The organism is Rhizobium anhuiense (assembly GCF_003985145.1).
Lineage (GTDB): Bacteria > Pseudomonadota > Alphaproteobacteria > Rhizobiales > Rhizobiaceae > Rhizobium > Rhizobium anhuiense.
Map to the genome: position 1 here is coordinate 36,402 of NZ_ML133525.1, position 11,850 is coordinate 48,251.

Consider the following 11,850-nt stretch of genomic DNA (forward strand, 5'->3'; position numbering starts at 1 on the left):
GCCTTGCGGCCGCTCCCCGCTTCAGTCCAGATCGGTGATTGCCATGGCGACCTTACATACCCGCTCCGCTGCGCGCCTGATGATTGCGCCCTCCGTGCTGCTGCTCTTTGCGTGGATGATCGTCCCGCTGGCGATGACGATCTATTTCTCGCTGCTGAACTACAATCTGCTCAGCCCCGGCATGGAAAGCTTCGTCGGTTTTCTGAACTACGAATATTTCCTGTCCGACCCGGCCTTTATTGCGGCGCTGATCAACACGCTGCTGCTCGTCGCCGGCGTGCTGTTGATCACCGTCATTGGCGGCATCGCCTTTGCACTGCTGCTCGACCAGCCGATGTACGGCCAGGGCATCGTGCGCATCCTGGTGATCGCGCCGTTCTTCGTCATGCCGACGGTGGCAGCCCTGGTCTGGAAGAACATGTTCATGAACCCGGTCAACGGGTTGTTTGCCCATCTCGCCAAGGCGCTCGGCCTGCAGCCGATCGACTGGCTGGCCAATGTGCCGCTGTTTTCCGTCATTCTCATCGTCGCCTGGCAATGGCTGCCCTTTGCCACCCTCATCATGCTGACGGCGCTGCAGTCGCTCGACGAGGAGCAGAAGGAGGCGGCAGAGATGGACGGCGCCGGGCCGATCTCGAAATTCATCTACATCATCCTGCCGCACATGGCGCGCGCCATCACCGTGGTGATCCTGATCCAGACGATCTTCCTGCTTTCGGTCTTCGCCGAAATCCTCGTCACCACCAATGGCGGGCCGGGCACCGACAGCACCAACCTCACCTATCTCGTCTATGCCCAGGCGCTGCTGCAGTTCGATATCGGTGGCGCATCGGCCGGCGGCATCGTGGCGGTTATCCTCGCCAATATCGTTGCGATCTTCCTCGTGCGCCTCGTCGGCAAGAATCTGGAGGCTTGAGATGGCCAGAAAAGTCACAACGAAGCGCAAGCTCATCGTCACCGCAATCGCCTGGACGCTCGGCATCCTGATCTTCTTCCCGATTCTGTGGACCTTTCTCACCAGCTTCAAGTCGGAAGCCGACGCCATCGCCTCGCCGCCGCAGTTCCTGTTTTTCCATTGGACGACGGAAAACTATGCCGAGGTGCAGAGCCGGTCGAACTATCTCAGCCACTTCATGAACTCGGTGATCATCTCCTTCGGCTCGACTCTGATCGGCCTGATCATCGCCATTCCGGCCGCCTGGGCCATGGCGTTTTCGCCGACCAAGCGGACCAAGGACGTGCTGATGTGGATGCTGTCGACCAAGATGATGCCGCCGGTCGGCGCACTGATCCCGATCTATCTGATGTTCCGCAATTCAGGTCTGCTTGACACGCGCACCGGCCTGGTGATCGTGCTGACGCTGATCAACCTGCCGATCATTGTCTGGATGCTCTACACCTATTTCAAGGAAATCCCCGGCGAGATCCTCGAAGCGGCGCGCATGGACGGGGCATCGCTGATGAAGGAGATCGTCTACGTGCTGACGCCGATGGCGGTGCCCGGCATTGCCTCGACGCTGCTTTTGAACATCATCCTGGCCTGGAACGAGGCGTTCTGGACGCTCAACCTCACCGCTTCGAAGGCGGCGCCGCTGACGGCCTTCATCGCCTCCTATTCCAGCCCCGAGGGCTTGTTCTATGCCAAGCTGTCGGCGGCATCGACGATGGCGATCGCGCCGATCCTGATCCTTGGCTGGTTCAGCCAGAAACAACTCGTCCGCGGCCTGACCTTCGGCGCTGTGAAATAAGATAAAGGGAGAGAAACATGGGCAGCATTACCCTTCAGAAGGTTTCGAAGGTCTTCGGCGAAGCCAAGGTCATCCCGTCGATCGATCTCGACATCAAGGACGGCGAGTTCGTCGTCTTCGTCGGCCCGTCGGGCTGCGGCAAGTCCACCTTGCTTAGGCTGATTGCCGGGCTCGAGGACGTCTCCGGCGGCAAGATCGTCATCGACGGCAGGGACGCCACCGAAAAGGCGCCCTCGGAGCGCGGCCTGGCCATGGTGTTCCAATCCTATGCGCTCTATCCGCATATGAGCGTGCGCAACAACATCGCCTTCCCACTGAAGATGGCGGGCGTCGACAAGGCGGAGATCGACCGCAAGGTGACGGATGCCGCCCGGGTGCTGAACCTGACCGACTATCTCGAACGCAAGCCGCGCCAGCTGTCCGGCGGCCAGCGCCAGCGCGTGGCGATCGGCCGCGCCATCGTGCGCCAGCCTTCGGCCTTCCTGTTCGACGAACCGCTGTCGAACCTCGATGCGGCACTGCGCGTCAACATGCGCCTCGAAATCAGCGAGTTGCACCAGCAGCTGAAGACGACGATGGTCTACGTCACCCACGACCAGGTCGAGGCGATGACCATGGCCGACAAGATCGTCGTGTTGAACAGGGGCAATATCGAGCAGGTCGGCTCGCCGCTCGAGCTCTATAGCCGCCCGCGCAACCTGTTCGTCGCCGGCTTCATCGGCTCGCCGAAGATGAATTTCATCAAGGGCCAGAATGCGGCCCAGCTCGGAGCCCATACGATCGGTATCCGTCCCGAGCATGTGCTGCTGTCGATGGAGAGCGGCGACTGGAAGGGCAGGGTCGTGGTCGCCGAACATCTCGGCTCCGACACTTTCCTGCATATCGATGCCGAGGGCATCGGCATGGTGACGGCGCGCGGCAGCGGCGATTTCGCGGCCAAGGCGGGCGATACGGTCTATCTGACGCCGGACCGTTCACGCATCCATAAATTCAACGAGGGCGGCCTTGCCATCTGAGCAGGCGGCCGGGGGGCAGGCATGCGAGCCGGACGATGACGCCCGGCCGTCTCGGCAAGACCTTCAAGAGGACTGAAACATGACGTGCAAATTATCGCTGGCAACGCTTTCGGATGTGGCCCGCACGGCGGCTATCCCTGGATATGACAGGGCATCGCTGAAAGCCGGCATCGTGCACTTCGGCGTCGGTAATTTCCACCGCGCCCACCAGGCGATCTATCTCGACGATCTCTTCAATGCAGGCACGGATCACGATTGGGCGATCGTCGGCGCCGGCGTGCTGCCGTCGGATGCCGCCATGCGCGAAAAACTTGCGGCGCAGGATTTCCTGACGACGGTGGTCGAGCAGGACAACAACAAGACGGCGGCGCGCGTTACTGCGCCGATGATCGACATCCTGCCGGTCGGCGATGCGAGCGCCATCATCGCCAGGCTCGCCGATCCCGAGATCCGGATCGTCTCGCTGACGATCACCGAGGGCGGCTATTTCATCGACGCATCGGGCAGGTTCAATCCGGCTCATCCGGCGATCGCTGCCGACGGACAGAATCCCGATGCGCCGAAGACGGTGTTCGGCCTGATCGTCGCCGGCCTGAAGGCGCGCAAGGCCAGGGGCATCGGACCGTTCACCGTCATGTCCTGCGACAACATTCCCCACAACGGCGTTGTCACCGCCAATGCCGTCGTCGGCACGGCCGCACTTTCAGACCCTGCCCTTGCCGACTGGATCAGGGCGAATGTCGCCTTCCCGAACGCCATGGTCGATCGCATCACGCCGGCGACCAGCCAGCGTGAGGTCGATTTCCTCCGCGACAATTTTGGGATCGAGGACAATTGGCCGGTTTATTGCGAGGAATTCAAGCAATGGGTGCTGGAGGATAAGTTCACTGCCGGCCGGCCGGCGCTGGAAAAGGTCGGGGTGACCTTCGTTCTCGATGTCACGCCCTACGAGCATATGAAGATCCGCATCCTCAACGGCGGGCATGCCGCGATCGCTTATCCGGCGGCGCTGATGGATATTCATTTCGTTCACGATTCCATGGAAGAGCCGCTGATCCGCGCCTTCCTCGCCAAGCTCGAAAAAGATGAGATCATCCCGATCGTCCCGCCGGTGCCGAACACGTCGCTGACGGATTATTTCGCCCTGATCGAGCACCGCCTGCTCAATCCGAAGATTGCCGACACCATTCCGCGACTGGCGCAGGACGGCTCGAACCGCCAGCCGAAATTCATCCTGCCGTCGACGCTCGACAATCTGCATCAGGGCAGGGACGTCGTCGGCCTGGCGCTGGTTTCAGCACTCTGGTGCCGTTATTTCGCCGGCAAGACCGACAGTGGCAAGGATATCGTCTTCAACGACGCCAGTGCCGATCGCCTGCATGCGGCGGCGCTGAAAGCCAAGGACGATCCGTCAGCCTTCCTCGCCTTCGACGATATTTTTGGCGAAGTGGCAAAATCCGAACTTTTCCGCAAGCGTTTCGCCCACGCACTCAAAACCCTGTGGGAAAAGGGCACGCGGGAGACGCTGCAACTCTATCTCGACGGCAAGCTCGCAGTGTAAGGGAATGGGATGGCGGCACGCTGTTGTCACCATCCATCCGGCCTTGCGAGCAAAGCGGGACGGTCATGCGTCCGAATTGAACTCAGGTTGGGTCTTCCATGGCTGATGCTGAAACACGGCTGGTCATCTTCGATTGCGATGGCGTGCTTGTCGACAGCGAGCCGATTTCGATCAGCGTGCTCGTCGGCGCCATGAACGATCTCGGCGTCTCGATTACCGAGGACCAGGCCTATGAGCGGTTTCTCGGCCGTAGCCTGTCGACCCTCATCGATACGCTCGAAACCGAATTCAACGTCCATGCCGGCGAGGAATTCCTCGAGCGCATCCGCACCGATCTCTATGCCCGTTTCCGCACCGAGTTGAAGCCGATAGAGGGTGTCGCCGCGACGATCGACGGACTTGGCGTGCCCTGTTGCGTTGCCTCGTCCAGCCAGATGGAGCGAATCCGCCTGTCGCTGTCGGTGACCGGACTTCTGGGCAAGCTGCCCGACATCTTCAGCGCGACGATGGTCAAGCGCGGCAAACCGGCGCCCGATCTTTTCCTGCATGCGGCGCGTGAAATGCGGGTCGAGCCGGCACATTGCCTTGTCGTCGAGGACAGCCCGGCCGGTATTGCTGCCGCCAAGGCGGCGGGCATGACGGTCTTCGCCTTCACCGGTGGGTCCCACGCCAATTTCGCCGGATACCGCGCCGAACTCGATCGTCTTTCGCCTGAGGTGGTGTTTGACGCCATGCCGGATTTGATACACCTTGTCCGCAACCATAAGCTGGACGGGACCAAGATTTGATGCGTGATCATGTGGTTGCGGTGGATATCGGCACGGGCAGCGCGCGCGCCGGCGTCTTCGACGCACGCGGCCGCCTGCTCGCCAAATCCGAACATCCGATCGTGATGAACCGGCCGCGTGAAAACCATGCCGAGCACGATTCCGAAGATATCTGGTCGGCCGCCTGCACGGCAGTGCGCAGGGCGATGGAGCAATCCGGCATCGCCGCCGCCTCGGTTGGAGCGATCGGCTTCGACGCCACCTGTTCGCTGGTCGTCCGCGACGTCGAGGGACGTCAGCTCAGCGTTTCCACCGGCGGCGAGCGGCGTTTCGACACGATCGTCTGGCTCGATCACCGGGCGCTGAAGGAAGCCGATTTCTGCACGGCGACGGAGCACAGGGTGCTCGAACATTCCGGGCATGTGATGTCGCCCGAGATGGAAATGCCGAAGCTGATGTGGTTGAAGAAGAAGCTGCCGGCCACCTGGGAAAAGTCCGGCTACTTCTTCGATCTCGCCGATTTCATGACGTGGAAATCGACCGGTTCGCCTGCCCGTTCACGCTGCACGCTGACGGCGAAATGGAATTATCTCGCCCATCTCGAAAAGGGCTGGCAGCAGGATTTCCTGGAGCGGATCGGCCTCGAGGACCTTCATGAGCGCGGCCATCTGCCGGACGAGACCACGCCTGTAGGAGACAGTGTCGGGCAGTTGACACCGGAAGCGGCGGAAGCGCTGGGGCTGACGACGGATTGCCATGTCGCTGCCGGGATGATCGACGCTTATGCGGGTGCACTGGGCGCGCTCGGCGGCTATGCCGCCGATCCTGTAAAACGCGAGCACCAGCTGGCGCTGATTGCCGGAACGTCGAGCTGCATCGTTACCTTCTCCCGGGAACGCAAGCCGAGCCATGGCATGTGGGGACCCTATTACGAGGCGGTCTTCCCGCAATCCTGGCTGGTGGAGGCCGGGCAATCGGCGACCGGCGCGCTGCTCGACCACATCGTGCGTATGCATGCGGCCGGCGGCGAGCCGACGGCGGCGCTGCATCAGAGGATCGTCGCGCGCATCGCCGAATTGAGGGCCGAGGAGGGCGATGCCTTCGGTGCGCGGATTTTCGTGCTGCCGGATTTCCATGGCAACCGCTCGCCGCTCGCCGATCCGCATGCCGTCGGCGTCGTCAGCGGGCTGACGCTCGATACGTCCTTCGACGGGCTCTGCGCGCTCTATTGGCGGTCTGCGGTGGGGATTGCCCTCGGCATCCGCCATATCCTGGAAATGATGAAGGAATATGGCTACATGCCCGATACGCTGCATATTGCCGGCGGGCATGTGAAGAACCCGGTGCTGATGGAGCTTTACAGCGATGCGACCGGCTGCAAGGTCGTGGTGCCGAAAATGAACGAGGCGGTGCTGCTCGGCACGGCGGTCGCCGCATCCGTCGCCTGCGGTTTGTACAAGGATCTGGCGGCGGCCGGCGAGGCGATGTATCCAGGTGGCGACGAACGGCTTCCCGACAAGGCGAAACAGGCGCTCTACGACCGCGACTACCGCCGTCTTCTCGCCATGCACCGCCACCGCGCCGAACTGGAAACGATGCTATAGCGCGCCGCTCGTCTTTTGAGACGCGCTAAGGACCTCAGTGGTTTGCGGCCTCGCCGAGCACGGTCGCGAATTCCATCATGCGGCGACGGCGAAGGGCCGCTTCTTCTCCGACTTCGAGGATAACGGATTCCGACAGGCAATCGAGCAGCGCGATCAGCGGCGGAAGGTTGTCGAGATCGGGCGCGCGCGCTGGCGGCAAGGGCAGCATGACGTTCGACTGGTCCGCCATCCAGTCCGCCTGTTGCGGCGAAATGAGCACGACCTTATAGCCGTAGCGCCGCGCCGTCCTGGCCAGCAGTCGCGCCTTGGCGAAGCGGCGACAGTCGATAATGACAAGCAGCGCGTCATCGACCGCCAGCCGGGCGAAGAGCTCGGCAAAACGGTTGTCGGCGGCGTCGAGCGTGCGCACGCCGTCGCGGGCCTGTGTCAGCCGCTGGCAGAAATGATTGGCGAGGCTCGCGAGCCGCGCATGCGTGGCGATTGATACTTCTCGGGCCGTGCTGATCAAGCCGACGGCTTCTGACCAATGCGGCTGCGCCGTCAGATGATAGATATGATGGAGCGCCTGGATCTGTTCGGCAACCAGCACGGCGAGCGGTTTGCCCTCCGCGGCGTCCTGATGCAGCTCGCTCATGGCGCTCTGCAATTGCGCCGGCGATGTGGTCACGGTCTCGCGAATCTCGACCTTGACGCTGTCCAACCCTTGATAGCCGAGCGCGCGCAGGAACCGGCCGACGGTCATCGGCGAGAGATCCAGCCTGTCAGCGACGGATGCAGCTGTCTCGAACGGCAGGTCATTCAGGTGTTCGGTGAAATATTTCGCGATACGGCGTTCGGCTGGTGTGCCGTTTTTTGCGTATTGCCTGAGTTTTTGCACAAAGTCTTCCACATCGGCCTCCCCGTCTTCCCTCAGAGGCGTTCCGTGGATGCGCTGTTGCGACCCCTTGTCTTTGCAACTATTTCGGAAGCTGCTTCTCAGGCCCGTGCGTATTTCATATACGTCACAATATTATATTAGTATTTAGTTTTCGACAAGTTTTCTATTACTGCATGTAATTTTATTCTCTTGTCGGCGACCCCCACCTTTCCTACATCTTGCGCGCAACCGGAGACGCCTGAGACATGATTCTTGACGCCGCTCGACTATCGCTCACCAATCTCTTCGCGGCGGAAACGCGCTCGGTCTTCTGGAAGGTGCTCGGCCTGACGATTCTCGTGCTCGTCGGCCTCTGGTTTGCTCTGCGCGGGGCCTTCATGGCCTTTCTCTTTCCATGGCTCACGAGCTTCTTTCCCGATGTGCCGGATTGGGCGGGGTGGTTCGCTTTCGTCTTCGCGATCCTTGCCGGTATCGGCCTCGCCCTGATGCTGGCGCTGTTGCTTTCGCCGGTCACGGCGCTGATCGCCGGCCTGTTTCTCGACGATGTCGCCGACGTCATCGAAAAACGCGACTATCCCGGGGATGCGCCGGGCACCGCCATGCCGCTCGGTCCGGCGATGGCAAGCTCGATCAAGTTCCTCGGCGTGGTGATCCTCGGCAATATCGTCGCCTTGCTGCTGCTGTTCATCCCCGGGGTCAATCTGGTCGCGTTCTTTCTGGTGAACGGCTATCTGCTCGGACGGGAATTCTTCGAATTCGCCGCCATGCGATTCCGTTCGCCTGAGGAGGCACGGCTCTTCCGCGCCAAGCATGCTTCCACCGTCTTTCTCGGCGGGCTGGTGATCGCCCTTTTCCTGGCGATCCCCTTCGTTAATCTTCTGACGCCGCTCTTTGCCGCCGGCATGATGGTGCATCTGCACAAGCTGGTTTCCGCCAGGGATGTCGCGTTGCACCACCCCTGAGGCTCAGCCGGGCAGGGCGGCGGTGTCGTACATCGCCGCGAATTCGGCGCTCGGCGGGATCGGCTTGATGATGTCGATCAGGACGCCGTTCGGATCTGCGGTGATGAAATGCCGCTGGCCGAAATCCTCGTCACGGATCTCTCTCAGTATAGGCAGGCCGGCGCTCCGGCAGGCGGCATAGATCGGATCGACGTCGGCGACCTCGAAATTGAGGAGCAGGCCGGACACCCTGCCGCGGGCCATGGCCGGGATGGTTTCGTGGCTGCCGTCAAGGATGGCAAGCGCGATATGCTCTTTCGCTATCGATTGCAAGTGAACGTACCAGTCGCTTTCGAACAGCGCCTTGAAGCCGAAATGCCTGCAATAGAAGCTGGCAGTGCCGGCGACATCGCCAGTCATGATGACAGGATAATAGCTCGTCGATTTCATCTTTTTCCTCCATCTTTCCATTTACATGCATTCTGTATGTTTTTCCATTAGCATACATTCTGTTTGTATGTAAAGAAAACGCATGAGCCGCAGCAATCGCGAGAGAACGGAACAGACGAGGCAGGCGCTGATCGATGCCGGTCGGCGTCTTTTCGTCGAGAAGGGTTATGCCGAGACCGCGACGCCGGAGATCGTGGCGGCGGCGGGTGTGACGCGAGGCGCGCTCTATCATCATTTTGAAGACAAGAAGGCGCTTTTTCGCGCGGTGATCGAATGCGAGGCGCGCGCAGTGGCCGGGACGATCGAGGCGCATTCGGCGTCGCACGACGCGCCGCGTGCCGCGCTGATCGCCGGTGCCTCGGCCTATTTCGACGCGATGATGGCAGAAGGGCGCACACGGCTGCTGCTGATCGAGGCGCCTGCCGTTCTCGGCCTGCCGGCGACCGCGACGATCGACGCAGAAAATGCGGAAGCGACGCTGCGGGCAGGGCTTGCAGCCATGCTTCCGCAAGCCGGTGCTATGCTCGCACCGCTGACCTTGCTGCTATCGGCAGCCTTTGACCGCGCGGCGATCGCGATCGAGGCGGGCGGGGAAAGGCGGGAATACGAGCAGGCGATCGCTGTTCTACTCGACGGCCTCGCCGATCACCTGCGGCGGTAGCGTGACCAGCGCCGCCGGTATATCCGAACTCTTCTCCGGCGACTTACAGAGATCGGCGATGATACAGCGTTCGCATTCGGGGCGGCGCGCCTTGCAGGTGTAGCGGCCATGCAAGATCAGCCAGTGATGGGCGTGATAGAGGTAATGTTTCGGGATCACCTTCATCAGCCGTGCCTCGACCTCATCGGGCGTCTTGCCGGGGGCGAGCCTGATGCGGTTGGCGATGCGGAAGATGTGCGTATCGACGGCCATCGTCGCCTGGCCGAAGGCCATGGAAAGCACGACATTGGCGGTCTTGCGGCCGACGCCCGGCAATCTGACCAACTCCTCGCGCGTCTCAGGCACCTTGCCGCCGAATTGCTCAACCAGCATCTGTGAGAGCGCGATGACGTTTTTCGCCTTGTTGCGATAGAGGCCGATCGTCCTGATATAGTCGCGCAGCCGTTCCTCGCCGAGATCGAGCATCTTTTCCGGCGTATCGGCAATCCTGAAGAGCGCGCGTGTCGCCTTGTTGACGCCGACATCGGTCGCCTGCGCCGAAAGTGCCACGGCGACGACGAGTGTGAAGGCGTTGGTGTGTTCGAGCTCGCCTCTCGGTTCCGGCCGCTGAACGGAGAAGCGGCGGAAGATCTCCTCGCGCTCGGCCAGTGAATAGACCGTGCGCACCGCTGCCGCCGGTTTGCGGCGGGCGATCACATTCGCACCCTGAGGCATCTTGGTAACGGATTTGAGTTTCGGATTTGCCATGGAAACTCTATACTCAGCAGCCATGATGGAAAGCAACGCCGACAGCTCCAACGAGCAGCCTGTTTTCGCCGCCGAGCTCTTTCCCCACCGGTCACTTGGCCGTCGGGGCTTCAAGGTGCTGCTTGCTTTGTCCGGCGCCGTCTGCTTCCTCTACGGCATGTTCTTCGTCGTGACAGGCGCCTGGCCGATCGGCTTCTTCTTCGGACTGGATTTCGTGCTTTTGTACGGCGCCTTCTGGCTGAATTACCGCTCCGGGAAAGCGCGCGAACAGGTGACGGTGTCGCGCATGGACGTGTCGGTGCGCAAGTTTGCACCATCGGGACGGATGGTGGAGCATCATTTCAATCCGTTCTGGGCGCGTTTCCTCGTTCGCCGGCACCAGGAGATCGGCATCCTCTCCATGCATATCTTCGGCGAGGGGCGGCGCACGGATATCGGATCCTTCCTCAATCCCGACGATCGGGAAAGCTTCGCCAAGGCCTTCAAGGGCGCACTCGCGACGGTCAAGCAGCGGATCTGAGACTATCCGGCGGATGCGCAAGAATCGGGTGGTTTGCTCACCCCCTATTGACTATCTCCTTGTGACAAGGAGAAAGACGATGAATATGATTGCCAACCTTCAGACAGACATCACGCCTGACGGCCCTGATTATGACATTGTCCGTCGGGTAATCGAACTCATCACCGAGGATTACCGCGATCAGCCTTCGCTGGAGGCGATCGCGGCGCGGCTCAACCAGTCGCCGACCCAGCTGCAAAAGACCTTCACCCGCTGGGCCGGCCTGTCGCCCAAGGGCTTCCTGCAGGCGGTGACGCTCGACCATGCCAAGCGGCTGCTGCGTAGCGAAGACATGCCGTTGCTCGAGACGTCGATCGAGGTCGGCCTCTCCGGGCCGAGCCGCCTGCACGACCTTTTCGTCACCCATGAGGCGATGTCGCCCGGCGAATGGAAGGCCAAGGGTGGCGGCCTCACCATCCGCTACGGCTTCCACATCTGCCCCTTCGGTGTCGCGCTGATCATGGTGACCGACCGCGGCCTTGCCGGCCTTGCCTTCAGCGATTCCGGCGACGAGAAGGCCTGCCTCGAGGATATGACCTGCCGCTGGCCGAACGCCTCTTATGTCGAAGACCTGCAGGCGACGGTTCCCTATGCGGCCCGCATCTTCGAACCCGGCAAATGGTCCTCGGAGCAGCCGCTGCGCGTCGTGCTGATCGGCACGGACTTCCAGGTGCGCGTCTGGCAGAGCCTGCTGAAGATCCCGTTCGGCAAGGCCGTGACCTATTCCGATATCGCCAACGATATCGGCCGGCCGACGGCGCAGCGCGCCGTCGGTGCGGCGGTGGGGGCTAACCCGATCTCCTTCGTGGTGCCATGCCATCGGGCGCTCGGCAAGAACGGCGCATTGACGGGCTACCATTGGGGCCTCACCCGCAAACGGGCGATGCTCGGCTGGGAATCGGCGCACGCCTGATGGCTT

The 11,850-nt window shown here is 61.7% G+C and carries 13 protein-coding genes; 10 read left to right on the top strand and 3 right to left on the bottom strand.

Annotated features, from left to right (window positions below; translation table 11 throughout):
* Positions 1-43 precede the first annotated feature (43 nt).
* From EEQ99_RS15455 to EEQ99_RS15480, 6 genes are all read left to right on the top strand, one after another.
* Positions 44-916 carry a carbohydrate ABC transporter permease gene (locus EEQ99_RS15455; protein ID WP_047616221.1) on the top strand — a complete coding sequence of 291 codons (873 nt, stop codon included), beginning with the start codon at positions 44-46 and terminating at the stop codon, positions 914-916.
* Position 917: 1 nt separating this feature from the next.
* Positions 918-1,748: a carbohydrate ABC transporter permease gene (locus EEQ99_RS15460; protein ID WP_018483649.1), complete on the top strand. Its 831-nt coding sequence runs from the start codon at positions 918-920 to the stop codon at positions 1,746-1,748.
* A gap of 17 nt (positions 1,749-1,765) precedes the next feature.
* A complete protein-coding gene (locus tag EEQ99_RS15465) occupies positions 1,766-2,764 on the top strand; it encodes an ABC transporter ATP-binding protein (RefSeq protein ID WP_047616223.1) in 999 nt (332 codons plus the stop codon).
* A 79-nt stretch (positions 2,765-2,843) separates the two neighbouring features.
* The gene (locus EEQ99_RS15470) at positions 2,844-4,325 is read left to right on the top strand and encodes a mannitol dehydrogenase family protein (RefSeq protein WP_047616225.1); all 1,482 of its coding nucleotides are present in this window, start codon (positions 2,844-2,846) and stop codon (positions 4,323-4,325) included.
* A 98-nt stretch (positions 4,326-4,423) separates the two neighbouring features.
* Positions 4,424-5,113, top strand: coding sequence for an HAD family hydrolase (locus EEQ99_RS15475; protein WP_047616227.1), 690 nt, complete (start codon positions 4,424-4,426; stop codon positions 5,111-5,113).
* On the top strand, positions 5,113-6,696 hold the full coding sequence (locus tag EEQ99_RS15480; protein ID WP_047616229.1) for an FGGY-family carbohydrate kinase: 1,584 nt from the start codon (positions 5,113-5,115) through the stop codon (positions 6,694-6,696). The genes EEQ99_RS15475 and EEQ99_RS15480 overlap by 1 nt, the downstream gene beginning before the upstream one ends.
* A 34-nt stretch (positions 6,697-6,730) precedes the next feature.
* Here EEQ99_RS15480 and EEQ99_RS15485 read toward each other — a convergent pair whose 3' ends face one another.
* Positions 6,731-7,585, bottom strand: coding sequence for a MurR/RpiR family transcriptional regulator (locus EEQ99_RS15485; RefSeq protein ID WP_047616230.1), 855 nt, complete (start codon positions 7,583-7,585; stop codon positions 6,731-6,733).
* A gap of 233 nt (positions 7,586-7,818) precedes the next feature.
* Here EEQ99_RS15485 and EEQ99_RS15490 point away from each other — a divergent pair, with 233 nt between their 5' ends.
* Positions 7,819-8,535 (top strand): sulfate transporter family protein, encoded by a 717-nt coding sequence (locus EEQ99_RS15490; protein WP_047616669.1) that lies wholly within the window; start codon positions 7,819-7,821, stop codon positions 8,533-8,535.
* Positions 8,536-8,538: 3 nt separating this feature from the next.
* Here the strand turns inward: EEQ99_RS15490 and EEQ99_RS15495 are convergent, their stop codons facing one another.
* Positions 8,539-8,964 carry a VOC family protein gene (locus EEQ99_RS15495; RefSeq protein WP_127430713.1) on the bottom strand — a complete coding sequence of 142 codons (426 nt, stop codon included), beginning with the start codon at positions 8,962-8,964 and terminating at the stop codon, positions 8,539-8,541.
* 82 nt (positions 8,965-9,046) lie between these two features.
* On the opposite strand from EEQ99_RS15495, the gene EEQ99_RS15500 reads away from it, so the two are divergent.
* Positions 9,047-9,625, top strand: coding sequence for a TetR family transcriptional regulator (locus EEQ99_RS15500; RefSeq protein WP_047616671.1), 579 nt, complete (start codon positions 9,047-9,049; stop codon positions 9,623-9,625).
* Here the strand turns inward: EEQ99_RS15500 and nth are convergent.
* Positions 9,590-10,396 (bottom strand): endonuclease III, encoded by an 807-nt coding sequence (gene nth / locus EEQ99_RS15505; protein ID WP_174824461.1) that lies wholly within the window; start codon positions 10,394-10,396, stop codon positions 9,590-9,592. The two genes, EEQ99_RS15500 and nth, sit on opposite strands and share 36 nt — an antisense overlap.
* Here nth and EEQ99_RS15510 point away from each other — a divergent pair.
* Together EEQ99_RS15510 and EEQ99_RS15515 are read left to right on the top strand one after the other, a co-directional pair.
* Entirely contained in the window at positions 10,395-10,892 is a 498-nt protein-coding gene (locus tag EEQ99_RS15510; RefSeq protein WP_047616676.1) for a DUF2244 domain-containing protein, read from the top strand. The genes nth and EEQ99_RS15510 overlap by 2 nt on opposite strands.
* A 79-nt stretch (positions 10,893-10,971) precedes the next feature.
* The gene (locus EEQ99_RS15515; protein WP_047616239.1) at positions 10,972-11,844 is read left to right on the top strand and encodes a methylated-DNA--[protein]-cysteine S-methyltransferase; all 873 of its coding nucleotides are present in this window, start codon (positions 10,972-10,974) and stop codon (positions 11,842-11,844) included.
* The last annotated feature ends 6 nt before the right edge of the window (positions 11,845-11,850 follow it).

What these genes read in the sequence shown, in the direction of transcription:
- EEQ99_RS15455 (WP_047616221.1), top strand. Translation starts at nt 44, where the DNA reads ATGGCGACCTTACATACCCGCTCCGCTGCGCGCCTGATGATTGCGCCC.
- EEQ99_RS15460 (WP_018483649.1), top strand. Translation starts at nt 918, where the DNA reads ATGGCCAGAAAAGTCACAACGAAGCGCAAGCTCATCGTCACCGCAATC.
- EEQ99_RS15465 (WP_047616223.1), top strand. Translation starts at nt 1,766, where the DNA reads ATGGGCAGCATTACCCTTCAGAAGGTTTCGAAGGTCTTCGGCGAAGCC.
- EEQ99_RS15470 (WP_047616225.1), top strand. Translation starts at nt 2,844, where the DNA reads ATGACGTGCAAATTATCGCTGGCAACGCTTTCGGATGTGGCCCGCACG.
- EEQ99_RS15475 (WP_047616227.1), top strand. Translation starts at nt 4,424, where the DNA reads ATGGCTGATGCTGAAACACGGCTGGTCATCTTCGATTGCGATGGCGTG.
- EEQ99_RS15480 (WP_047616229.1), top strand. Translation starts at nt 5,113, where the DNA reads ATGCGTGATCATGTGGTTGCGGTGGATATCGGCACGGGCAGCGCGCGC.
- EEQ99_RS15490 (WP_047616669.1), top strand. Translation starts at nt 7,819, where the DNA reads ATGATTCTTGACGCCGCTCGACTATCGCTCACCAATCTCTTCGCGGCG.
- EEQ99_RS15495 (WP_127430713.1), bottom strand. Translation starts at nt 8,964, where the DNA reads ATGAAATCGACGAGCTATTATCCTGTCATCATGACTGGCGATGTCGCC.
- EEQ99_RS15500 (WP_047616671.1), top strand. Translation starts at nt 9,047, where the DNA reads ATGAGCCGCAGCAATCGCGAGAGAACGGAACAGACGAGGCAGGCGCTG.
- EEQ99_RS15510 (WP_047616676.1), top strand. Translation starts at nt 10,395, where the DNA reads ATGATGGAAAGCAACGCCGACAGCTCCAACGAGCAGCCTGTTTTCGCC.
- nth (WP_174824461.1), bottom strand. Translation starts at nt 10,396, where the DNA reads ATGGCTGCTGAGTATAGAGTTTCCATGGCAAATCCGAAACTCAAATCC.
- EEQ99_RS15515 (WP_047616239.1), top strand. Translation starts at nt 10,972, where the DNA reads ATGAATATGATTGCCAACCTTCAGACAGACATCACGCCTGACGGCCCT.